Source organism: Pedobacter suwonensis (genome assembly GCF_044762335.1).
In the GTDB taxonomy this organism is placed as follows: domain Bacteria; phylum Bacteroidota; class Bacteroidia; order Sphingobacteriales; family Sphingobacteriaceae; genus Pedobacter.
Window position 1 is genome coordinate 55,130 of sequence record NZ_JBIWEB010000012.1, and the last position, 25,929, is coordinate 81,058.

Here is a 25,929-nt window from a genome sequence, read left to right on the forward strand (position 1 = left end):
ATGGTACAATATGTGGCCAAAATCTTATATGAATACTGTTTTTTAGAAATGCATATTTGTTTTAACCAAATTAATAAACGAGCCAACCAATAATGAAGGGTCTGCCTATATTCGATCTTGCGATTATCGCCATTTATTTGGTTGGAATGATATTAGTTGGAGTTTATTTTTCCAGGAAAAATAAAAATTCCGAGCAATTTACAAAAGCTTCGGGCCTCATTCCCGGATGGGCAATAGGTTTATCTATTTATGCAACGTTCTTAAGCAGTAATACTTTTTTGGGTGTACCCGGAAAAGCTTTCGGTGGTAACTGGAATGCTTTTGTATTTAGTATCTCAATGCCAGTGGCCGCGTGGGTAGCTTCTAAATACTTTGTGCCGTTTTACAGAAATACAGGTGAAATATCGGCCTATACCCATCTCGAAAAGCGCTTTGGTGCCTGGGCAAGGGTATATGCTGTCGTCTGCTTCCTACTTACGCAACTGGCAAGGATGGGTTCCATCTTTTTCGGCATCGCTTTGAGTTTACAGGCTTTAACCGGCTATTCCATGCAAGTGATTATGATTGTAATGGGCATCTGCATCATTATTTATACCGTTTTAGGAGGAATTGAAGCGGTAATATGGACAGAAGTGGTACAGGCCATAGTAAAAACATTTGGTGCTTTACTCATCCTTTATCTCGTGATCAACCATATGCCAGGCGGAGTAGCGAAAATAGCAGAGATAGGCAAAGCCGCCAATAAATTTAGTCTGGGCAGCTTTAAACCTGATTTTATCAGCTCATCGTTTTGGGTAGTTTTGCTTTATGGCTTTTTCATCAACCTGAATAATTTTGGTATGGATCAGAATTATATACAGCGCTACCATACCGCTTCATCAAGCCGGGCAGCCTCTAAATCAATCTGGTTATGTGTATGTTTATATATTCCAGCATCCTTACTTTTCTTTATTATAGGATCTTGCTTATTTGCCTACTACGAAATTAATCCTGAACTGGTACAATCGGTTAAACACCAAGTAGCGGTAGAGCGATTGCCTTTGCATGCTGCAGCAACTGAGGTTTTAAAAGTACAGAACGCTTTACAGCCGGCAGATTACGGCGATAAAATTATGCCGCATTTTATGGTGACCAAAATACCCGTGGGCTTAGTGGGGCTGATTGTTTCAGCAATCTTATCGGCCGCTATGAGCACCATCAGCTCCGGAATGAACGCGTCGGCAACTGTTTTTTCGGTCGATATTTACAAGCGGTATTTTAAACCCGAAATCAATGAAAAGCAGAATTTATCACTGCTGCACATCGCAACAGTAGCTTTTGGTTTACTGGGCATGATTGCGGGCATTGCCATGATTGGGGTAAAAAGTATATTGGATGTATGGTGGGAGCTTTCGGGCATATTCGCCGCCGGCATGTTGGGTTTGTTTTTATTGGGAATTATAAGCCGGCAAAGCAAAAACCACGAAGCCATAACCGCAACTATTATCGGTATTGCCGTAATTATATGGATGACATTTTCTTCTCTTCTGCCTCCGGAATATGAAGCTTTTAGAAATCCGCTGCATAAAAACATGATTATTGTAACCGGTACCTTAACCATTTTTTTGACAGGACTTTTCCTGACGAAAATTAAAAACAGAAAAATCAAAAACGTCAGTTAAATCCGGAAGGTTCAATCTGGCAATTATTTAGAACAATTTATCAGGACACAATATAATGGAAAACTCACAAAAAGGGTTCATCCCGGTTATGCTTACGCCTTTTTTAAGCAATGGAAATATCGATTTTCCGGCACTTACCCAGCTTACAGAGATTTATTTGCAGGCCGGATCATCGGGTTTATTTGCCAATTGCCTTTCGAGCGAAATGTTCGAATTAACAGATAAAGAGCGCATCCAGGTCATCAAACATGTTATCAAAGTTGTAAACGGAGCAGTACCGGTTGTGGCTACCGGTACCTTTGGCGGGCCCATTTCCAAACAGGCCGATTTTGTGAAAGCGGTAAGCGATACCGGCGTCGAAGCCGTTATTGCCATTGCCAGTTTATTGGCCAATGAGGAGGAAAGCGATGAAATATTTAACGATCGCGTGTTCGAGCTGCTGCATCAGACGGATCAAATTCCGTTGGGTTTCTACGAATGCCCTGTACCCTACAAAAGAGTATTAAAACCACAGCAACTGGCTGATTTTGTCGCCACAGGAAGGGTAATTTACCATAAAGATACCAGCCTTGATCTCATTCAGATTAAAGAAAAACTTAAACTCACTGATGGTCATGCGTTTGGCTTATATGATGCTTACATGGTGCATGCCGTAGAATCGTTAAAAGCAGGTACTTCAGGATTATCCTGCATTCAGGGGAATTATTTTCCGGAGTTGATTGTTTGGCTTTGCGACCATTACAACGATAACCATTTAAAAGATGATGTAGCTGCTGTGCAACATTTCCTAACTGAGAATATGGACGTGATGCACAATGTTTACCCGGTAGTTTCCAAATATTTTCTGCAGAAACGCGGTTTAAACATTTCAACTTTTACACGGAGAAATGTGGGCGCATTTACGTCCGATGTAGCTAAAGAATTAGAAAAATTGTTTGATGATTATACTGCCTTAAGAAGCGAGTTAAATATCGAGGTTTTTATATAAACCATAGGCCTTATAGGTTTTAAAAACCTTTAGGGTCTTAAAGAATCAATTCAAATACTTACGCTTATAATCCAGCGGCGTCATTCCCGTTACCTTTTTAAAATGCCGGTAAAAATTGGAAACGTTATTAAAGCCACAATCAAAACAGATCATTTCAGTAGGCAACTTATTTTCAATCAGGAAACGACAGGCGTGGCTCACCCTGATCTCGATCAGAAAATCGTAGAATGTCTTTTTCGTCATCAGCTTAAAGTAACGGCAAAAAGAAGTTACACTCAAATTGCTTAAAGAAGCTACTTCTTCCAATGTAATTTCTTTTTTATAATTACTTAAAGTATAATTGCAGATTTTGTTAATCCGCAGGGTTTCAGATTCATTGCTTTGGTAAAACGTGTTTTTGCTCGTTACAATGGTCGAGTATTCATCCGTTTCGGCCAGTGTTTTTAAAATTGAGAGCAAAATAATAATCCGGTCAAGGTTGGTGGCATCAACTGCGGCACGCATTAAATCAATCAGTTTGTCTTTAGCTTTACCATTAATTACCATGCCGCTTTTTGCTTTCTCAAATAACTTCGGAATCAGGTAAGCCTCCGGCAAAGTGAGCATATACTTCCCCAGGCAATCAGGCAGAAAATGAATCACCATCGCCTCGGTAGTTAAATCGGGGTTGCCCTGAAAATACTCATCTTTACAACGCCAGGTATGCGGCAGGTTTTCGCCCAGCAAAACCATTTCATCCGGTACAAAATTACTGATGTTATCGCCGATAAAACGTACACCTTCACCTTTAATTACATAATGCAGTTCAAGCTCCGGATGGTAATGCCAGATATTGCCGAAATCGGGTTTAATATCATGACGGATACTAAAAGAACTTTGCAGGGTAACGGGTACTTTATGAAAATGAGGTTTCATGATTCTGATAAAAACATTTGGTTAGGATTGCCATCCAATGCCAATACTGGCATCAATTACAAATGCCCAATTTAGGCACTTAAATGATAATATCCTATATTAAGTTGATAAAAAGCATGATAAAATGCTGTGTTTCATTGCAGAGTTTTGTATAAGAGCCGTATGGCATAACCAAATTAATAAAGAGCATATTATTTTCCTGTAAATTTTGTGTTCATTAATAAAATATGAGATCAGATCAATCAAACGAAATCCTTATCGTTTCCAGTGGAGATTTACGCCTTTCGGCAAACCAAAGTTGCTGGACAGCGCAAGCCGAAATGGAGCAAAAATTAACTGCAGCAATTGAGCAGCTTGGCAGGAAGGTTAAACGGGCACACGCTTATGATCCGGTTAAAAAACACGGCTTCATCGATTCGCAAAGAATGGGTATGGATATCTTCAGGAGTATTGACCCCGGGCAGCCTTTAATCGTTGCAGAGAGCGTTTGGCAGTATTCTCATCACGTATTAGCCGGATTAACCACGCACCGTGGTCCGATACTTACACTCGCCAACTGGAGCGGACAGTGGCCCGGACTGGTAGGCATGTTAAATTTAAACGGTTGTTTGACCAAGGCGCAAATCCCTTACAGTACGCTGTGGAGTGAAAATTTTACTGACGATTTTTTTATCGACGGATTGCAGGAATGGCTTTCTACCGGTAAAATCAGTTATGATCAGAGTCACGTTAAAAGTTTCGCGCTAAATAAAATCCCTTTAAGCGACGATAGAAAAGGTCGGGACTTTGCCAGAAGTCTGAAAGAACGGAAAGTAATAATGGGCGTGTTTGACGAAGGATGCATGGGTATGTACAATGCTATCATTCCCGATGAACTGCTGCACCGCACCGGTTTCTTTAAAGAGCGGCTCAGTCAATCAGCTCTATATGCTGCCATGTTACAGGTAACCGACCAGGAAGCTGAAGGTGTTTTAGATTGGCTGTTGCAAAAAGGAATGACCTTTAACTGGGGTACTGACGAGGCTACACAATTAACAAAAAGACAAACACTTGAGCAATGCCGCATGTATATTGCAGCACTCCGCACTGCCGACGAGTTTAGCTGCGACACCATCGGTATCCAATACCAGCAGGGTTTAAAAGATTTGACCGTGGCCAGCGATTTGGTGGAAGGTTTGCTTAATAACGAAGACCGTCCACCGGTATATGGCTTAAACGGCAAAGAACTGTACGCCAAAAAGGCTTTACCACATTTTAACGAAGTTGATGAATGTGCCGGTTTGGATGCTTTGCTCACTTATCAACTCTGGAATGAACTCGGCATGAGCGGAGAAAATACCCTGCATGATATCCGTTGGGGCGAACATTATAAAGGAGGCGAAATTGACGGCTTTGTTTGGCTCTTTCTCATTTCAGGCGCGGCGCCAGCCGCACATTTCATTGATGGTTACGCCGGAGCAAGCAGCGACAGACAGCCTGCAATGTATTTTCGTTTGGGCGGTGGATCATTAAAAGGCATTAGTAAGCCCGGTTTTATCGTATGGAGCCGCGTATATATAAAGCATAATAAACTGCACTGCGATTTAGGAGTGGGCGAAGTAGTCTCTTTACCTGCAGCTGAAACCAAAAGAAGATGGGAGGGAACCACACCCGAATGGCCTATTATGCATGCCATTTTAAAAGGGGTCAGCCGCGATCAGTTAATGGCACGCCACCAGGCCAACCACATTCAGGTGGTATACACCACTTACGAGGCCGGTGCACATGAAGCCTGCAGAATTAAAGCAGCGGCTATGGATGAACTGGGCATAAAAGTGCACTTTTGTGGAGATGTCAACCTTGGAAAAAAAAAGAAACTCTGATTAAAGATATAAAAAAATGAAATCACAAATTTTAGCCCTGTTCTTAACGTTCTCCGTTGCAACGGCAGTTTTTGCTCAGGATAAGGCCCTTGCAGATCAGGCGGCCTATACCAAAACCATTACTGAGCGTGCCGCTAAAATTGTAAATACCCTGGGTATCAGCGATAGCAAAAAAGCTGAAAAGGTTACCAATATCATCAGAGATCAGTACAGTAACCTAAACGATATTTATACCGCCAGAGACCTCGGGGCGAAAGATATTAAGGAGAAAAATAAAGAGAATAAGGTATTGCGCGATTCGGCTTTAGCTAAGCAGAACCGTGCGGTAGAAGCATCGCTGGCTAAACTGCACAAAAAATACATCAGCAAATTGAACGCCCAGCTCAGTAATGAACAAATTGAAGGGGTGAAAAACGGTATGACTTATGGCGTGCTGCCGCTTACTTATAAAGCTTACCAGGAAGAAATACTCACTTTAACCGATGAGCAGAAAAAGCAAATTCTGGTTTGGTTAACTGAGGCGAGAGAACGTGCAATGGATGCAGAATCATCAGATAAAAAACATGCCTGGTTCGGTAAGTATAAAGGCCGCATCAACAATTACCTTTCTGCTGCCGGTTACGACCTGAAAAAAGAAGGTATTGAATGGGAAAAAAGGCGCAAGGCAAAAGCTGATGGCAATTAATTCTCATTGGTTTTAATGCCCGATTTTTTTTAACATTTTTTATTTAAGAATATTGCATTTATATATGAATTTTATTAGTACCTTGTAATGTCAATTATTAAAAGATATACTAGCTGGTATTTTTGATTTCATGTAAATTAGATCATACAGTATTCAGGCAATAAGGCTAGCTGGAATATCGATACTTTAATTGCAGTTTGAATTACTACTTTCTAACCAAAACATTCACACAAATTAACTATACATGAGCCAGATTACGCTATGTTTTGTCGCATGATTTCCGATAAACGCCGATTAACCCATTTTTTTTTAAAATCGTATTAAAAACCTTTTTAAGGCTTTTAATAGCGGCATTTTAGCAACATGCCTGATTAAGTAGCTGAACGTTAAGTGGAGCAATGCAACCATTTAAATAACTTCAAAACTAACCAAATAACAATATGAACTTAAAATTTTTACGCAAAATTTCTTTGCCTTTGCTACTGATGCTGGTGGCAAGTACAATACTTTTTGCCCAGGAGCGAAAGGTTACCGGTAAGGTTGTTGATCAATCAGATGGAAGCGGTATACCAGGGGTTAACGTCAGCATTAAAGGTATGCCAAGCAATGTCAGCACCAATGCAGATGGCGTTTATACCATCCAGGTAAGAAACAATACAGATGTATTGGTGTTTTCCTATATCGGTTACGTCAGACAGCTTATTACCGTAGGCAGCCAGAACAATATCAATGTAAAGCTTGCTTCAGATAATAAGGGTTTAGACGATGTGGTTGTAGTAGGTTATGGTACCCAAAAGAAAACCTCGCTAACGGGATCCGTTTCTACCCCTAACCTAAAGGCTGTTGAGGATATTCCGGCTTTGAACATTACATCAGCATTAAAAGGTACTACACCTGGTTTAAGTGTTTCCGGTGGCGCACAACGACCAGGACAGGGCACCACAATCACGATTCGTAATCCAGTGGTATTTGCTAAAGATGGCGGACAAGGAACCAATCCATTATTTGTGATTGATGATATCATCAGGACACAGGCAGATTTCGACAATCTTGACATTAATGAGGTAGAAAGCGTAACCGTATTAAAAGATGCAGAAGCAGCCATTTTTGGTATTCAAGGTGCTAACGGTGTAGTGATGATCAGAACCAAAAAAGGAAAAATCGGCGCGCCTAAATTTAATATCAGCAATTCACTGGGCGTTTCTACTGCGACGATTATGCCTAAAATGATGAATTCTTTGCAATTGGGTACATTTTCTAACGATTACACCAATGCATCAGCATATATCCAAACCGTACCAGGTGTACCGGTAGATAAATACATTAACGCTGATGGCTATCTGGTAACCGCCGGTGTTCCGGCAAGCTCAAGAACTGCTGCCTGGTACACCCCGGATGAATTAGAATATTTTGCAAGCAATAGTCACGATTACTTTGGCGATGCTTTTAAACCAGCTTATGTTTGGAGAACAGCAGCAAATATTAGTGGCGGTACAGATAAAGTAACCTATTTTATTGGCGGCGACTTCGTTAATCAGAACAGCAACTTTAAAGGAATTAATTCACACAAATATGGCTTAAGAGCATCAGTTGATGCAAAACCTGCCAAAGGTTTGGTTACTTCATTATCATTAAACGCAAATGTTGGCTATTCCAGAAGTTATTGGTATAAACTAACCAGCACTTCAGAAAATCTGGATAATGATGCCGCATCACTACAGAATGTTCAGCCATGGCAAGAATATTTTATCAATGGTAATCCCGTAGTTATTGGAGGAAGCAATACCGGTGGTAACGATAACATCAACTTTTTCCAGATCCAAAACTCAAATAACTATACCGGTGGCACAAATACATCAACAAATATCCTGGCTAAAGTTACTTATGAAATTCCCGGCATTAAAGGATTGACAGCCACTGCAACATTTAATAAAAATCTAAATGCAGCCAACAACAAGCAATTCGGTACCTCATTTGTTTATTATAAATATGCCGGGTTAGGTGCCAACAACCATATTCCCGGAGGAAATTTAACCGGTACATTCAATGTCTTGAACGGGGACAAAGTTCGTTTAACACCTGTTTTTGCAGATAGCTATCAGATAAACGGAGGTTTTAATTACAACCGGTCATTTGGAAAGCATAATATCTCCGCGCTGGCTTTATTTGAGCAACGGGAACAAAACAGTGAAGGTGTTAACGCAGAGGCAACAGGCTTAGTGGCAGGCGCTTTAGATTATCAATCTTTCGCTGTTGGTACGTCAAATTCAAACCAATCTGCAACAGTAAGTACTTTTGGGTTCCAATCGATTATCTCCCGGTTCAATTACGATTACGATCAGAAATACCTTTTTCAGGCGATCTTCAGAAGAGATGGAAGCTCAAGGTTTGCACCGGGCAAAAACTGGGGTAATTTCCCTGCGGCGTCGGTTGGTTGGGTAGCCTCAAAAGAGTCCTTTATTGCAAATAACCTGAAGTGGTTAGACCTGTTAAAATTCAGGGCCTCATTTGGTTTATCTGGTGTTGATAATACAAAGGCTTATCAATATTTAGCCAACTATAATCTGGGCACCGGTAGTTCTGGAGGAGCCGTGTTTAATGGAAACGATAACCGGACAATTGCCATTAAACCAAATCTGGCGATTCCAAATGCCGACGTAACCTGGAACAAAGAATTTAAAACATCATATGGTGTAGATATGGCTTTTCTGAAAAATCGCTTATCATTCACCGGAGAGTATTACTGGAATCACGGTACAGATATTTTAACCACATTAAGTTCATCTGTTCCGGCAACCATTGGCGCAAATACACCAACAGAGAACTATACAAATGCCAATACCTTTGGCTGGGAGTTCTCGTTAACCTGGAAAGACAATATCGGTAAAGATTTTAGCTACAGCTTTAGTCCATTTTACACCTGGATGGATAATAAAATGTTAAAAGTAGATCAATCTGCAGCAATTGTCGGTACTGTTGAAGATGTTACCGGAAGATCTTCTGATTTGGGGGTATTTGGTTACAAGTCACTAGGTATTATCAGGACCCAGGCCGAAGCTGATGCAATTATAGCACAACGCGCAGCAGCAGCAGGAGGAGCAGCCAATGTTAAAATATTTGGACAAGCCTTACAGCCAGGCATGATCAATTACGAAGATGTAAATGGCGACGGGATAATCAGTACCGATAAAAAAGATCAGTCTTTTATTACAAACAGGCAGAGTAACCACAACGCGCTGGGATTAAACTGGAATGTTGGGTATAAAGGTTTGGTTTTAAACGTGATTATGGGGCTATCATGGGGCGGTTGGACGTCAATTGATGGTTTAAAACCAGCAAATCAATCCAGTTCTGCAACAGGTGCATCTATTTACAACAACCGACCTGTTTATTGGGTAGATCACTGGACACCAACAAACACGGATGCAGCTTACCCTAACCCTTTTTTCAGAACAAATTTTGAAGTAACGTCTGATTTCTGGTTAGTCAAAGCGACGAGTTTTAACATCACCAGCTTGAACTTAAGTTATAACATACCAACCAGAATTGCCAATAAAATAGGTATGTCCAGCGCAAGGGTTTTCACCGTAGCTACCAATCCAATCCAATTTATTAATCCATATCCTGGTAAATACAGAGATCTGCAAACAGCTTTATATAGTTATCCAACACTAAAAACATGGTCGTTCGGTTTAAATATTGGCTTTTAATACGTATTAAGATGAAAAAGATATTCGTTATAACTGCATTGAGTTTAGCCGTAATTTCGCTAACAAACTGCAAAAAAGTTCTGGAAAAATCTGATTTGGGAAATTTTACCGCAGAGCAGGTATTTAATGATTCAACCACGGTAAAGTTAAATGTTGATTATTTATATAGTCAAAACCAACCGGGTTGGTTCGGTAGTACCGGTGGTTCCATTCACTCAGCCGGAACATATAACCTGACAGAAGAAGGTCAGGGAAGTAACGTTTTTGTTTTAGGGACTGCTACCATAGAAAGTGTTACCGATTTAGGGGTAGCCAATGCCAACAATAACAGTTACGGAAAAATCCGGACAATCAATACTTTCCTGAGAGATTTGAATGCAGGTACACTAGATCTAGCCGTGAAACGTCGGTTTGCGGCACAGGCCTATTTCTGGAGAGCATATCGATATTTCGAACTCGTTAAACTATACGGAGGGGTACCCTTGATCCTGGTGCCGCTTAACGCCGTTGGCGACGAGGCCAAACAACTGGCCCTGACACCTCGTGCTAAAACCAGCGAAGTATTTGCCCAGATTAAAAGTGATCTGGATTCATGCGTTAAATATTTGCCAGCAAAATGGCCTAAACAGGCAGATTATGGTAGAATTACGTCAGGTGCAGCTGCTGCTTTTATGGGTAGGGTATTGCTAACTTATGCCAGCCCGCAGTTTAATCCCAATAACGATGCGGCCAGATGGCAGGCAGCCTATGATGCAAATAAGACTGCCGTAACCATATTGTCTGCGAATGGTTTTGGACTTTATCCTAAATTCGACTACACCATGTGGACAACCGAAGGGGGAACTTCGAACGGCGCTCCGGCAAATCCCGAAGCAGTATTGGTAACAGGATTCAATACATCATCTGTTGATATCAATGCTAATAATAATTCATTCGATAATAGTGCCAGACCCAGATCTGTTTCAGGAAACGGCTCATTTACACCTAGCTACGAAATGAGCTTAGCTTTTCCGATGCTGGATGGCAAGCCGGCCAGCGGACCTGGCGCATCAACAAAATATCCGTATGCCATGTCTACCTTCTATAAAAACAGAGACCCAAGGTTTTACGCGACTATTGCTTATAATGGGGCAACCTGGGGTAACGTCATGAATGGCGCACGCTTATGGACATATTATTATTACAGCGCAGCTACAGGTACCACCAACAAAACGACAGAAGCAACTGCAGCGAGTAACACAGGCTTCTATCTACGTAAAGGAGTAGATGAAACCAAAGCTTCGCCAAGTACATTCATCGGTACCGATTGGATTGAAATCCGTTATGCAGAAGTGCTGTTGAATCTGGCAGAAAGTGCGGCAGAATTGAATAAATCAGGCCTTGCGGATGAACCATATGTTAATTTGATCGCCATTAGAAAAAGAGCCGGAATTGAGGCCGGCGCTGATGGCCTGTACGGCTTAGACGCTGGCATGTCCCGTAGCGATCTGGTTGCTGCCATTATGAAAGAAAGACAGGTTGAATTTGCATTTGAAGGTAAAAGATTTTTTGATCTGAGAAGGAGGAAACTACTTGAATCCACCCTGAATGGCATGAAAAGAAATGCACTTGTCATTCAGCTAAAAAGAAGCGGAACGCTGGCAACGGATTATATTGCCTCAACCAGGGAGGCTTCTGCATCAACTTCATTAGATGCTCTATACGCTTCAAACTTTACGTTAAGTCTAAAAGCACTTGATAACCAAAACATTAACTTCCAGTCTGGTAATTACTTCTATGGCATTCCAACTGCTGCCATCAATAACAACGTTAATTTGCAGCAAAACAATACATGGGGTGGCCCGTTTGATCCACTTCAATAATCATTCACAATCGCTTTAGGGGCGGTCTGCTCATCGCCTTTTTTTTATAATTGGTTTGAAAAAGGAAGCATTAATTTGTTTCCTTTTTTCATTTAAGAATGTTACATTTATATATGAATTTTATTGCTATCTTGTAACTGCATTGAATGGATGTAATTTGACGGGCTGGAGGTTCATTTTACCTTTTGGTAAAATGATACAAAATCTCGCTAAAATTATACCGAAAAAAAGTCCAGACAGCATGCAAATTTGAAACATTATATACTTTCTAACCAAAATACAATCATAGGATAAGCAAAGATAAAGCCGCAATTTTTTAAAAAAATAACCTGGCATTTAGGTTAAGTTAAAAATATTTGCGACATTTCTTTAGTTTCCTCAACGGGCAAAACACAAATGAAAAAGAACTTTTTAAATCTGTTGTTCGCAACAGCATTAATGCTCTCCACCAATCATGCTTTCGCACAATACCCTAAAATCCCTGATGATGTAAAAAAATCATCCGATTCGATGCTTAAAGAAGCTTATCATCAATCAGATATTGCCTGGGAAAAGGCCAAGCCTATTATCGCGAAGGAAGCTGCAGCAGGTAAACCTTATATTCCATGGGCGGGCCGGCCAACTGATTTACCACAATCAGAACTTTTGGCTTTCCCGGGTGCTGAAGGTGGTGGAGCCTATAGTTTTGGCGGCCACGGCGGAAGGGTTATTGTAGTAAGAAATTTAAACGATAGCGGTCCGGGTTCATTACGTGATGCCTGCGAGCAAGGGGGCGCCCGCATTGTGGTATTCAATGTTGCCGGAATTATACGCCTAAAAACTCCTTTAATCATCCGTGCACCATATATTACTATTGCTGGTCAAACGGCACCCGGCGATGGGGTTTGCGTAGCCGGCGAATCGGTTTGGCTGAATACCCACGACGTTATTGTGCGTTTCATGCGTTTTAGAAGAGGAGAAACGTTTGTGGGTCGTCGCGACGATGCCATTGGTGGTAACCCGGTAGGCAACATCATGATCGACCACGTTTCGGCCAGTTGGGGATTAGATGAAAATATGTCGATGTACCGCCACATGTATAACGACAGCACCGGTAAAATTGAAGAAAAACTGGGCACAGTAAATATCACCATCCAGAATTCGATCTTCTCTGAAGCGTTGGATTACTGGAACCACGCTTTCGGCAGTACTTTAGGTGGCGAAAACTGCGCTTTTGTCCGCAACCTTTGGGCCGATAATGGTGCCCGTAACCCATCCATTGGCTGGAATGGTATTTTCAACTTTGCCAATAACGTGGTTTTCAACTGGAACAACCGCTCAACTGATGGTGGTGATTATACTGCACAATACAATATCATCAATAACTACTACAAACCTGGTCCGGTTACCGAATTGGGCGACCCGATCAGCTACCGCATTTTAAAACCTGAATCAGGCCGGAGTAAATTGCCTTACGTGGTGTTCGGCAGGGCCTATGTAAGTGGCAATATTATCGCTGGAAATGAAAAAGTAACACGTGATAACTGGGCTGGTGGCGTACAAATGGAAGATAAAAAGGGGGATTTAATGCCATTCGAAACGGCTAGTAAATATTTCCCGGCCATGAAGGCGAAAAAACCTTTTCCGATGCCAAAAATCAGCATTATCCCAACCTTGCAAGCTAAAGATTATGTACTGGCCAATGCGGGTGCTACCTTACCTAAACGCGACCCGGTTGATACCCGTGTGGTAAAGCAGGTGGCTACCGGCAAAATCGAAGTACATCCTGATGCCAAACCTTCCGCTTTCCAGTTTGAACACCGCAGGTTAAAGGGTGATTCTTATAAACTGGGTATTATTACTGAAATTTCGCAGGTGGGCGGCTATCCGGAGTACAAGGGTACACCTTACAAAGATTCTGACGATGATGGCATGCCTGATGCTTATGAGATTAAACAGGGATTAAATCCTAAAGATGCTTCAGATGCCGTTAAAATTACCAAAAGTGGTTATTCGAACATCGAAGTATATTTAAACAGCGTGGTAGACGTGAATAAAGTGAGGCCGGAATTGAGATAGACGGGTAAGGTACAGGCTTGAAGGGAAGTGTCGCCACTCACCTCGCAATTTACCAATCATTTCAGGCGCAGTGCAGCGGAGCCGGGAACCACAATTGCTCAGCGAGGCTAAATCTGAACCGGGAGAGATCTCCGTTTCACTGCGTTACAATCGGGATGACCATAATTTCTATTGCCTCGCAATGATTAATACTTTAAAAAACACAAATGCCCAAAACTAACCAAATATTAAAATCAATGCCAATCAAAACCGTACCGATGCTGGTCATCGCGTTTTTGATGGGTGCGGTATGCTTTGCCCAGAAAACCAGGCCAGTTGAACCACCTAAGCCTGTTTTTAAAGGTAACGATGGTAAATTGGCTTACACAGCCGATGCTCAGGGCAACCGCATTCCCGATTTTTCTTATGCAGGTTATATGGCTGGCGAAAAAGCCATTCCGACAGCAACAGCTAAAATCGTCGTTCCTTTGATTAAAGGAGATGCAACACCTTACATCCAGCGGGCGATTGATATGGTTTCGGCGATGCAGCCCGGCAAAGATGGTTTGCGAGGGGCTGTTTTACTCGAAAAAGGAACGTATGAAGTTGCCGGCACTTTAAAAATTGCAGCTTCCGGCGTCATTATCAGGGGTAGTGGTATGGGAGCCGATGGTACTAAAATTTTTGCTACTGGTTTAGACCGCATGGGTGTGATCAGGGTTTTGGGTAAAAATGATAAAACCCAGGAAGCAGCTGTGGCTGTTACAGATATTTATGTGCCCGTAAATGCCATCCAGCTTACACTGGCCAATACCGGCAGCTTTAAAGCGGGTGACCGAATCACCATTCAGCGGCCATCGACCAGCGCGTGGATCGAAACCCTGAAAACTGTTGAGTTCGGCGGTGGCGAAAGCGCCTTGGGCTGGAAACCGGGCACCAGGGATATTTTCTGGGATCGCAAAATTATCGCTATTAATGGATCGACCATTACTTTGGATGCGCCCATTACCACAGCGCTCGATGCTAAATTTGGTGGTGCAACAGTGGCCAAATACAAATGGAATGGCCGGATCGCACAGGTAGGAATCGAGAACCTGAAGCTTGAATCGGATTACCATAAAGACAATATTAAAGACGAATACCACCGCTGGACAGCCATTTGCCTCGAAAATGTGGAAGATGCCTGGGTACGCCAGGTGGTTTTTGAACACTTTGCAGGTTCTGCTGTGAATGTACTGGCCAGCGCCAAAAGAATTACCGTTGAAGATTGTAAATCGTTGGCACCTGTATCCGAAATTGGTGGTGAGCGCCGTTATACCTTTTTAACAACAGGGCAACAAACGCTTTTTCAAAGGTTATATTCAGAATACGGTTACCACGATTTTGCCGTCGGTTTCTGTGCCCCAGGCCCAAATGTTTTTGTACAATGCCAGGCATACCTGCCATTTTCTTTCAGCGGAGCTTACGATAGCTGGGCTTCGGGCGTATTATTCGATATTGTGAATATCGACGGACAGGCCTTAAGTTACTTAAACCGTGGTCAGGATGGGCAAGGAGCAGGATGGAGCGCCGCAAACAGTGTTTTTTGGCAATGCAGCGCGGCCAGGGTTGATAACTATCAACCTCCAACTGCTCAAAACTGGGCTTTCGGTACCTGGGCTCAGTTTTCGGGCGATGGTTATTGGGATATGTCTAACGAGCAGATTCAGCCCCGGAGTTTTTACTATGCACAATTGAAAGACAGGGTTGGCAATAGTACAGATGCCAGCGCTTTTATACTTCCGGTTGAAACAGAAGCATCAAGCAGTCCACCGGTTGATGTAGCACTAAAACTGACCAAACTGGCCTACAAACCCGCTTTAACTTTATCTGAATATATCGATTCGGCCTCTGGAAGAAATAAGATTCCTACAGAGAAAGGCCAGGCTAAGCTGTTAACCGCTTCAGGGATTCATAAGATGAGTAACACACAAACCGCTGACGTAATGAGCATTAAAAATGGCTGGATTACCCGCGGAAATGAAATTATATTAGGCGACAGACAAGAAGTTCCCTGGTGGAATGGAAGTGCCCGGCCTTATGGATTAAAAAACACTAAATTTCACATTACGCGTTTTGTACCAGGGCTTGAAGGCAATGGTTTAACTGATAACCTGGATGATATCACTGATTCAATGAAGAATGGTTCGGTTAAAATCCTCGATCACAATTATGGTCTCTGGTACGACAGGAGAAGAGATGACCACGAACGCATCCGCCGGATGGACGGCGAGGTTTGGGCACCCTTTTATGAGTTGCCTTTTGCCCGGAGCGGACAGGACAAAGCCTGGGATGGCCTGAGTAAATACGACATCACCAGATACAACCTGTGGTATTGGGACCGTTTAAAAAACTTTGCTAACCTGGCCGATCAGAAAGGCCTGGTACTCATCCACGAAAATTATTTTCAGCACAACATTATCGAAGCAGGTGCACATTACGCTGATTTTCCTTGGCGTACGGCTAACAATATTAACAGCACAGGTTTTCCTGAGCCGGTTCCATATGCAGGTGATAAACGGATTTTTATGGCCGAACAGTTCTATGATATCGGTAACGAACACCGCAGGGCCATTCATAAGGCCTATATCCGCAAGTGCCTTGAGAATTTTGAAGGAAATTCTGGTGTAATCCAGCTTATTGGTGCCGAGTTTACCGGTCCTTTGCATTTTGTGCAGTTCTGGATCGATACCATTAAAGAATGGGAAAAAGAAACCGGTAAACACCCGATTATTGGCTTGAGCGTTACCAAAGATGTTCAGGACGCGATTTTGGCTGATCCGGAGCGTGCCAATGTAGTTGATTTAATTGATATCCGTTACTGGCACTATCAGGCAGATGGTACAGCGTATGCACCTAAAGGAGGTTTAAGCCTGGCGCCGCGTCAGCATGCACGGCTTCTAAAACCAAAGAAAACCTCTTTTGAAGAAGTTTACCGTGCTGTTTCTGAATATAAAACCAAATTCCCTGAAAAAGCAATTATCTATTCGGGGGATAATTACGAAAATTTTGGCTGGGCCATTTTAATGGCAGGAGGCTCGCTTTCGAATGCCGGTCATATCGATAAAGTCACGTTAAACCTGATCTTGGGTACAAAACCTTTTCTTCCGGCCGGAAAAAATGTAAAACAATATGGTTTGGAAAATACCGGAAAAACTTACATCCTCTATAATGCTTCTACCGAGCCATTAAGCTTAAACCTGAGTAAAGCTACAGGAAAATTCAGCGTAAAAATATTGAACCCAAAAAATGGCAAAGTGCTGAAAGAAGAAAAAATAAACGGAAATGCTGTGGCGATAATCAATAAAACCGGTAGCAGCGAAGAGCTCATCATCATCAACAAAATTTAGTTATGAAGCTTAAATCTCAAACGTTCCTTTTATGCCTGCTTTACCTGCTGACATTCAGCTGTAAGGAAAGGTCACATTTTGGCGATAAAAGCTTGCTGGTTTCCGAAAACGGAAGGTATTTAACCACCGGAGACGGTAAACCTTTCTTTTGGCTGGGCGATACCGGTTGGTTGCTGTTTAGCAGATTGACCCGCGAAGAAGCCAATACTTATCTCGAAGATCGAAAACAGAAGGGCTTTAATGTAGTCCAGGTGATGGTTTTGCACGATGTGCCCTCGCGCAATGTGTATTTAGATTCATCTGTAGTGCATGGCGAAGTCGCCAAACCCATGCTTACCCCGGGCAATAATCCGAAAGATTCTGTAGCCTACGATTACTGGGACCATGTAGATTATATTGTAGATAAAGCCGCAGAAAAAGGCCTGTACATGGCATTGGTACCCGTTTGGGGAACTAATGTTAAAGCCGGCAAAGTAAAGGAGGCGCAGGCTAAAAAATATGCTGAATTTTTAGCCAAAAGATATCGTGAGAAATGGAATATCATCTGGTTAAATGGTGGCGACATAAAAGGCGCTGATGGCTTAAAAGTATGGAATGCCATTGGTCAAACCTTGCGTGCCAATGATCCGAATCATTTAATTACTTTCCACCCTCGTGGCAGAACAGCTTCTTCGCAATGGTTTCATAACTCGCCCTGGTGCGATTTTGATATGGTACAATCCGGCCACCGCCGTTATGACCAGGATACCTCAAAGAACGAAAAATTGCACTATGGCGAAGACAACTGGAAATACATCGAAGCCGATTACCGGTTAAAACCCGTTAAACCATCAATTGATGGCGAACCCTCCTATGAGGGAATTCCTCAAGGATTACACGATACCTTACAGCCACGCTGGACAGCTGCAGATGTGAGAAGATATGGTTACTGGTCGGTTTTTGCGGGTGCTTTTGGTTATACATACGGCCACAATTCGGTAATGCAGATGTACAAATTTACCGATAAAAAACCGGCGTATGGCCCGAAAGAGCAATGGATTACAGCTTTAAATGCACCGGGAGCTACCCAAATGCGGTATTTAAAAATGTTGCTGCTTTCGCGCAGCTATTTCGACCGCGTACCCGACCAAACGTTAATCGCAGGTCGCAACGGTGAAAAATATGACCGCGTATTGGCAACAAGGGGCGAAGATTTCGCCATGTGTTATACCTACACCGGCAGAAATTTTGAGGTGCAAATGGGTAAAATTGATGGCGATGAGGTAAAAGCTTCATGGTTTGACCCTCGGACCGGAAAAACAATCCCGATTGGTGAGTTGGAGAACAAAGGCATCCATGAGTTTAACCCTCCCGGCGAAGCTGCCAACGGCAACGACTGGGTGTTGATTTTAGATAAAATATGATGGAAAGATCGTCATTACGACCATAGTGGAGAAATCTGGTGATAAAATCAAAAGATTTCTCCGTTCCGATGCGCTTCAGTCGAAATGAAGATCCTGTAACGTGGCGTCAGATGTTACCATCTGATGCTGAAAATGAAACGAATAAAAGTACCAGATAGCAATGTCTGGCACCACTATAAACAAGGAAAGTGTTAAAATTAAAGTTCATATCCTCCTTACGGTTAGCCATTTTAGGTCTGGCACTTTGCGGGTTAACTTCCTGCAGTAAACAGGCTTATTTGTTTACCTCGTTCCATGAACCGGCAACAGCAGGCTTGCGCTTACTGTACAGTTTCGATGCGTATCACTGGACCGATTTCAACAAAATCTTTTTAAAACCAACAGTCGGAACTCAAAAAGTACTGCGTGATCCGTCCATTGTACAAGGCCCTGATGGTACTTTTCACCTCGTTTGGACATGCAGCTGGAAAGGCGACAAAGGTTTTGGCTATGCCAGTTCCAAAGATCTTATCCACTGGGGTAAACAGCAATTTATTCCGGTAATGGAGAATGAACCTAAAACCGTGAACGTTTGGGCGCCGGAGCTTTTTTACGATGAAGAGAATAAAGAATATGTCATCATCTGGGCATCGACCATACCGTTCCGGTTTGCCAAAGGGATGGAAGAAGAGGAAAATAACCACCGCATGTACTCGGTTACGACCAGAGATTTCAAAAGCTTTTCTCAGCCCAGGTTATTTCTCGATCCCGGCTTTAGCGTGATCGACGCCGTGATTGTTAAACGCAAAGCAAAAGATTATGTACTGGTTCTGAAAGATAATACCCGGCCAAACCGCAATTTAAAGGTTGCTTTTGGATCCTCGGCCTTAGGCCCCTATACGAATGTATCTGAGGCTTTTAGCCCTAAACTGACCGAAGGCCCGACAGTGGTAAAAACGGGAAAAGACTGGCTGGTTTATTTTGACGCTTACGGACAAAAAAACTATTCGGCCATGAAAACTACTGATTTTAAAACCTTTAAAGATATAACCAGAGAAATTTCAGTACCCGAAGGACATAAACATGGTACTATTTTAAAAGTGAAGAAGAAAGTGATTGAAGAGTTATTGATTAATAAATAATTCGTCATTGCGAACTTAAGTAAGGGAAGGAGTGGGCGCGTGAAACAATCTATGGAGCAAGAAAGATTGCTTCGTTCCGATGAAATCGGAAACCCGCAATGATGTAGAACATAATTAAAATGAAAGTACAACAGATATTTGGTTTAGCTATCCTACTTGCATTGGCACTATCCACTGTGCAGGCACAGGATACCGTGCGCTATACTGGCAAAACACTGGTTAATGCCGATTACCACCACGGGCAGTTAACACCGGTAGTGGGTGTACACAGCATGCAAACCTTACGTGCAAACCGCGAGCACCCAGAGCTGGCAGAAAACTTTGGCTGGACCTATAACCACGCACCCATGCTGGCTTATTGGAACAACCGCTTTTATGTAGAATATTTGAGCAATAAAGTAGGCGAGAGCATCCCGCCAGGACAAACGCTGCTGCAATCGTCAAAAGATGGCTACGCCTGGACCAAACCTGACGTTATTTTTCCTGTTTACCGCATTCCGGATGGTACCACAAAAGAAGGCCGTACAGATGTAGCAAAAGATCTGGATGCGGTAATGCATCAAAGAATGGGTTTTTATGTTTCGACCAAAAATATTTTTCTGGTGCTGGGCTTCTATGCCATCAGTTTCGATGCCAAGGATGATCCTAATGACGGACATGGCATCGGCCGGGCCGTACGCGAAATACAGGCAGATGGTACATACGGACCGATTTATTTTATCCATTACAACCCAGGTTATTCTGAAAAGAACACCAGATATCCTTACTATACCAAAAGCAAAAGAAAAGCTTTTATTGAAGCCTGTAACGAGCTGCTCGCAAGCAAATTAATGACCCAGCAATGGAACGAAGAGGCCGACCGGAAAGACCCCCTAATTACTTTACAAAAACAATACAAAGCCTTCAGTTACTATCATTTACCCGATGGTCGCGTAGTGGGCCTATGGAAGAACGCTTTGACCGCCATCAGTACCGACAATGGTAAAAGCTGGCCTGAAAGTGCATTCCGTGCGCCTGGTTTTGTAAACAGCAATGCCAAAATCTGGGGCCAAAAAACCCCTGATGGACATTTTGCAACCGTATATAATCCATCTGAATACCGCTGGCCACTGGCCATCTCCACCAGTAAGAATGGTTTGGATTATACTGACCTTTCCTTGGTAAATGGCGAAATCACACCCATGCGTTATGGAGGCAATTATAAATCGTATGGTCCGCAATACGTTCGGGGCATTGAAGAAGGTAATGGAAAACCTGATGATGGTAAGGTTTGGGTAACATACAGCATGAATAAAGAAGATATCTGGGTTTCAGGCATTCCGGTACCCGTAATCACAACGATTAACACCCATGTAAACGATGATTTCAGTAAAATGCCTGCCGACAAAGCTTTGGCTTTGTGGAATATTTACAGTCCGCTTTGGGCACCGGTAAAAGTAGAAAATGGCAATTTAGTCCTAAAAGACAGAGATCCTTTTGATTATGCAAAAGCCGAACGTGTGTTTCTGGCCTCAAGTAAGTTAAGCACTTCTTTTTCGATTACCCCTAAACAGGATAATTTCGGTTTAATGGAAATTGAGCTGCAAGATGATAAAGGCATGGCTACCGTGCGTTTAACGTTTGATACCGCAGGTGTACTAAGTGCAAAAGCTGGTGCACGCTACAAAAATTTCTTAAAATATAAGGCTGGTGAAACCTACAATATCAAGCTAAAACTAAACACCACAAATCGTTTTTATACCATTACCGTTAATGGTAAAGATGTGCTTACTGGTCTGGCTTTCCAACCGGTAGCCAATGTTTCACGCATTGTTTTCCGTACAGGCGATGTACGCCGTTTCCCGGATATAGACACCCCAGCTGATCAAATCTATGATTTAAAGAACGCAGGTGAGGCCGAGAAAAAAGAAGCCGTTTATCTGATCAAATATCTAAAAACGGAGGGATTATGAGAAAGTTGACAGTTCGGAGTTCAAGGATATCCGTCATTGCGAGCTTTCGATTTCTAACCGAAGCGAAGCAATCTTTGTGCAAGGTTAAAAAGATTGCTTCTTGGTACCTCCTCGCAATGACGATAACTATAATTTTAACCTCACTAGTTACGGTCAACGCCAACGCCAAAATCCTGTTGCCACAAATCCTCTCCAGCAACATGATTTTACAACGCGATAAACCCATCAACATCTGGGGCTTTGCAGCAGCAGGCGAGCGGGTAACCGTAACCTTTGCAGGGCAAAAAAAAGAAGCCCTAACAGATAATAACGGAAACTGGGCAGTAGTTTTAAATCCTTTAAAAACATCAGCGCAACCACAAAGTATGCTTATTTCGGGTTCCAATACCATCGAGCTGAGCAATATTTTGGTTGGCGAAGTATGGCTTTGTTCCGGTCAATCGAACATGGAATATGCCATGCGCAAACTGGCTAAAATCCCGAAGCCCAAAAATGAAAAACTGGGTTTTCCGGCTGATGAAGTAGCACATGCCAGAAACAAGCAGATCAGGATTTTCCTGGTAAACAGAAAAACTTTAATCAAACCTGATTCCATTCATAAAAGCTGGAGTGCGGCCGAAGATTCTGCCTTGCGTGCCTTTTCGGCCGTAGGTTATTTCTTTGCCAAAGAGTTACAACAAAAACTGAATGTTCCGGTAGGCGTAATTTCTTCTGCAGTGCCAGGCAGCGCCATCGAACCCTGGATTTCGGAAAAGGCATTTGCTGATGAAGCTTATTTTAAAGACAAAAATGTAGGCAACGATCCGGGTAAATTTTATACTCCTATGATTGAGCCACTTACCAAATTTAAAATCAATGGTTTTTTATGGTACCAGGGCGAAACCAATTGCTTTTTAAACGAAAACATCAGCTATGCCTATAAAATGAAAACGCTGATTAACCTTTGGCGTAAAGCTTGGGGAGAAAGTAATTTGCCTTTTTATTATGTGCAAATTGCGCCTTTCGATTACAGCAAACATAAAAGCGAAAAAGCTGTACTAACCGCCAATACAGAACCTGCTTTCTGGGAAGCGCAGGAACAGCTTTTACGCCTGCCTAATACGGGAATGATCTCAACTTCCGATTTAAACGATAACGGTAGTGATTTACATCCAACTTATAAATGGGAGGTAGGCAGACGCCTGGCACTTTGGGCTTTAGCCAAAACGTACCATCAAAAAATAGATTTTTCAGGTCCAATTTATCAAACAATAACTTTTAAAGCGAACCAGGCCATACTCGATTTCGAACATTTGAATGCGAAAGATTCTGGCACTGTCGCGGGCTTTACCCTGGCAGGAGCTGACGGGAAATTTGTACCCGCCAATGCCGAAATTAAAGACGGAAAAGTATGGGTATCAGCCAAAGATGTGATGCATCCTAAGGCTGTACGTTACAACTGGGCAGAAAACCCTTCGGGGAATTTTTACAGCAACGGCTTGCCCGCTTTACCTTTTCGAACTGATAATCCATTAACCCAGCAATTTAAAATCAATTAATGTTAAAACGGTCATCACTATTTCTTTGCTTTATTTTACTGTTTTGCCTGGCTAAGGCACAACAAACAGAGAAATTGTATCTATCGGGTACGGGGAACGATCATACCGTAAACTGGGAATTCTTTTGCACCGAAGGCATGAATTCGGGCAAATGGACCACTATTCCTGTTCCTTCAAACTGGGAGCTGCAAGGCTTTGGAAAATACAATTACGGTTTCAATAAAGGAGAAAATAATGGCAAAGAACAAGGTTTTTATAAGTATAAATTCAATGTTCCTGCTGCATGGAAAAACAAACAGATTAATATCGTTTTTGAAGGCTCCATGACCGATACCGAGGTTAAAATCAATGGCCAGCTGGCCGGAGAAATTCATCAGGGGTCATTTTACGTATTTAAATATGACATTACCAAACTGCTTAAGCCGGGTAGCGATAATTTACTTGAAGTAAAAGTAGCTAAACATTCTGCCAATGAATCGGTTAACAATGCAGAACGCAAAGCAGATTTTTGGATTTTTGGTGGTATTTTTCGTCCCGTTTACCTTGAGGCTTTACCAGAATCACATATCAATCGAGTTCAAATTAATGCATCAGCAAGTGGAAGATTTGAGGCTATTGTTAATGCATCTGGCTCGTATGATCGAGTCGAAATTAAACTTACCGATAAAAATGGAAAGCTTTTCGGGTTTATTCCAGACCGTATAGTTATGCCAGATGACAATAAAAATCATTTTATTAGCTATACACTTCCAAAACCAAAATTGTGGTCGCCAGAATTCCCAAACCTATATAAAGTTACTTTTACTTTATATAATGACGGTAAACCAGTTCATATTATCACCAAAAAAATAGGCTTCAGAACGATTGAAGTCCGTGAGCGCGATGGCGTATATATTAACGGCACAAAAATGAAATTTAAAGGCGTAAACCGGCATTCGTTTTATCCTTCATCGGGCCGCACCACCAGTAAAAAAATCAGCATTGCAGATGTGCAGTTAATGAAAGAAATGAACATGAATGCCGTTCGCATGTCGCATTACCCGCCCGATGGTCATTTTCTCGACGTTTGCGATTCGCTTGGCCTTTTTGTAATGGATGAACTGGCCGGATGGCACGGTACCTACAACACAGCCACCGGTACCAAACTATTTAAAGAAATGATGGCGACCGATGAAAACCATCCATCCATTGTGTTCTGGGCCAACGGAAACGAAGGTGGACACAACCGGGAACTCGATCGCCTTTTCCCTGAAAACGATATACAGAAACGCCCGTTAATCCACCCATGGGAGGTTTTTGGTGGCTTCGAAACCACACATTACCGCGAGTATAATTATGGTATCGGCAATTACGATCATGGTCATAATATCTTAATGCCAACAGAATTCCTGCATGGCATGTGGGATGGCGGCCATGGCGCCGGGATAGAAGATTACTGGAACGCGATGTGGAACAACCCGCTTTCTGCCGGTGGGTTTCTTTGGGATTTTGCAGATCAGGCTGTAGTGCGCACCGATAAAAATGGCATTTTGGATACTGATGGTAACCATGGTCCAGATGGAATTGTAGGGCCATACCACGAAAAAGAAGGCAGTTTTTATACCATTAAAGAAGTATGGAGTCCGGTATTTGTTGAAAAAAGAGAAATCACCGCTGCATTTGATGGTACTTTCCTTCTGGAGAACAGGTATTCCTTTACCAACCTGAACCAATGCAGTTTTGAGTGGAAATTAAAAAGATTAAAGGCCGATGGTTCCGAAACCGATTTCAAAGCAGGTAAAGCAAATGCACCTGATATTAAACCTTTAAAGAAAGGAAAATTGCAAATCAGTCTTCCTGCAGACTGGAAAAATTTCGATGCACTGTATTTAACTGCTAAAGATGTTTACGGCAAGGAATTATTTACCTGGAGTTTCCCGATCAGCCTGCCAAAAGATGATGCTGCTAAACTGGTTTTAACCACCGGATCATCAAAAGTGGATCTCAAAACATCGGCTACAGTTTTCGAAGTTTCGGCTAACGGCGTTCAACTAACCTTCGATAAAACAAACGGCCTGCTGCAAAAGGTCGAGAATACGAAAGGAATCATCCCGTTTAACAACGGACCGGTTTTACAGGAAGGTGTAAATAACTTTAAAAACTTCACGACCAGAATGGATGGCCAAAATCTGGTTATCACTTCAACTTTTGACAGAAAAGAAAGTTACAACACCCTGGAATGGACCATTTATCCATCAGGATGGTTAAAAATGCAGGTAAAATATTTCCCCGCGGCTTATTTTACCACTTTCGTTGGCTTAAACTTTTCTTATCCCGAAACAGAAATGAAAGGCATAACTTACAAAGGTAGCGGACCATACCGTGTTTGGAAAAACCGCATGAAAGGTACTCAACTCGGCGTATGGAAAAAAGATTACAACGATTCTGCAACCGGAGAGCCACCATGGCAATACCCTGAATTTAAAGGCTATTATGCCAATTTGTACTGGTGCGATTTTGTTGGTAAGACACAAAATTTCAGGGTAGTAACCGATAGAGAAGATATTTTCTTAAGGCTGTTTACGCCGAAGAAATCGAAAGATACAGAATATGATAACATGAGTCCAACTTTTCCAAACGGCGACATTTCTTTTATGAACGGAATTTCGGCTATTGGTACCAAAACGCAAAAACCAGAAACCACCGGTCCGATGGGCATGAAACATGTATATTACGATTTTGAAAAAGAACCGGCGAGAGCATTGGATATGACTTTGTATTTTGATTTTTCATCCAAGAATTAAACACAGATGAATTGGATGAACAC

The 25,929-nt window shown here is 42.3% G+C and carries 14 protein-coding genes; 13 read left to right on the forward strand and 1 reads right to left on the reverse strand.

Annotated features, from left to right (window positions below):
• The first annotated feature begins 92 nt into the window (after window positions 1–92).
• Together ACIQXP_RS17650 and ACIQXP_RS17655 are read left to right on the forward strand one after the other, a co-directional pair.
• Window positions 93–1,661, forward strand: a complete 1,569-nt coding sequence (locus ACIQXP_RS17650; protein ID WP_391527791.1) for a sodium:solute symporter family protein — start codon at window positions 93–95, stop codon at window positions 1,659–1,661.
• Between the two features lie 55 nt (window positions 1,662–1,716).
• Entirely contained in the window at window positions 1,717–2,649 is a 933-nt protein-coding gene (locus ACIQXP_RS17655) for a dihydrodipicolinate synthase family protein (protein ID WP_293742095.1), read from the forward strand.
• A 45-nt stretch (window positions 2,650–2,694) separates the two neighbouring features.
• On the opposite strand, the gene ACIQXP_RS17660 is transcribed toward ACIQXP_RS17655, so the two are convergent.
• Complete coding sequence (locus tag ACIQXP_RS17660) at window positions 2,695–3,564, reverse strand: AraC family transcriptional regulator (protein ID WP_293742096.1); 870 nt, start codon at window positions 3,562–3,564, stop codon at window positions 2,695–2,697.
• A gap of 227 nt (window positions 3,565–3,791) precedes the next feature.
• Here ACIQXP_RS17660 and ACIQXP_RS17665 point away from each other — a divergent pair, with 227 nt between their 5' ends.
• The 11 genes from ACIQXP_RS17665 (at window position 3,792) to ACIQXP_RS17715 (ending at window position 25,906) form a co-directional block, all read left to right on the forward strand.
• Window positions 3,792–5,426 (forward strand): fucose isomerase, encoded by a 1,635-nt coding sequence (locus ACIQXP_RS17665; RefSeq protein ID WP_387506380.1) that lies wholly within the window; start codon window positions 3,792–3,794, stop codon window positions 5,424–5,426.
• A gap of 16 nt (window positions 5,427–5,442) precedes the next feature.
• Window positions 5,443–6,111, forward strand: a complete 669-nt coding sequence (locus ACIQXP_RS17670; protein ID WP_293742098.1) for a DUF3826 domain-containing protein — start codon at window positions 5,443–5,445, stop codon at window positions 6,109–6,111.
• 440 nt (window positions 6,112–6,551) lie between these two features.
• Window positions 6,552–9,821 (forward strand): SusC/RagA family TonB-linked outer membrane protein, encoded by a 3,270-nt coding sequence (locus ACIQXP_RS17675; protein ID WP_387506383.1) that lies wholly within the window; start codon window positions 6,552–6,554, stop codon window positions 9,819–9,821.
• 11 nt (window positions 9,822–9,832) lie between these two features.
• Window positions 9,833–11,683 carry a RagB/SusD family nutrient uptake outer membrane protein gene (locus ACIQXP_RS17680; RefSeq protein WP_387506386.1) on the forward strand — a complete coding sequence of 617 codons (1,851 nt, stop codon included), beginning with the start codon at window positions 9,833–9,835 and terminating at the stop codon, window positions 11,681–11,683.
• A gap of 396 nt (window positions 11,684–12,079) precedes the next feature.
• Window positions 12,080–13,741, forward strand: a complete 1,662-nt coding sequence (locus ACIQXP_RS17685) for a pectate lyase family protein (RefSeq protein ID WP_387506389.1) — start codon at window positions 12,080–12,082, stop codon at window positions 13,739–13,741.
• Window positions 13,742–13,977: 236 nt separating this feature from the next.
• Window positions 13,978–17,109 (forward strand): DUF6298 domain-containing protein, encoded by a 3,132-nt coding sequence (locus tag ACIQXP_RS17690; RefSeq protein WP_387506391.1) that lies wholly within the window; start codon window positions 13,978–13,980, stop codon window positions 17,107–17,109.
• Window positions 17,110–17,111: 2 nt separating this feature from the next.
• The gene (locus tag ACIQXP_RS17695) at window positions 17,112–18,512 is read left to right on the forward strand and encodes a glycoside hydrolase family 140 protein (RefSeq protein WP_387506394.1); all 1,401 of its coding nucleotides are present in this window, start codon (window positions 17,112–17,114) and stop codon (window positions 18,510–18,512) included.
• 188 nt (window positions 18,513–18,700) lie between these two features.
• Window positions 18,701–19,633: a glycoside hydrolase family 43 protein gene (locus ACIQXP_RS17700; protein WP_387506396.1), complete on the forward strand. Its 933-nt coding sequence runs from the start codon at window positions 18,701–18,703 to the stop codon at window positions 19,631–19,633.
• 119 nt (window positions 19,634–19,752) lie between these two features.
• A complete protein-coding gene (locus ACIQXP_RS17705) occupies window positions 19,753–21,585 on the forward strand; it encodes a six-hairpin glycosidase (protein WP_387506398.1) in 1,833 nt (610 codons plus the stop codon).
• A gap of 116 nt (window positions 21,586–21,701) precedes the next feature.
• On the forward strand, window positions 21,702–23,123 hold the full coding sequence (locus ACIQXP_RS17710; RefSeq protein WP_387506400.1) for a sialate O-acetylesterase: 1,422 nt from the start codon (window positions 21,702–21,704) through the stop codon (window positions 23,121–23,123).
• The gene (locus tag ACIQXP_RS17715; RefSeq protein ID WP_387506403.1) at window positions 23,123–25,906 is read left to right on the forward strand and encodes a glycoside hydrolase family 2 protein; all 2,784 of its coding nucleotides are present in this window, start codon (window positions 23,123–23,125) and stop codon (window positions 25,904–25,906) included. The genes ACIQXP_RS17710 and ACIQXP_RS17715 overlap by 1 nt, the downstream gene beginning before the upstream one ends.
• Window positions 25,907–25,929 lie beyond the last annotated feature (23 nt).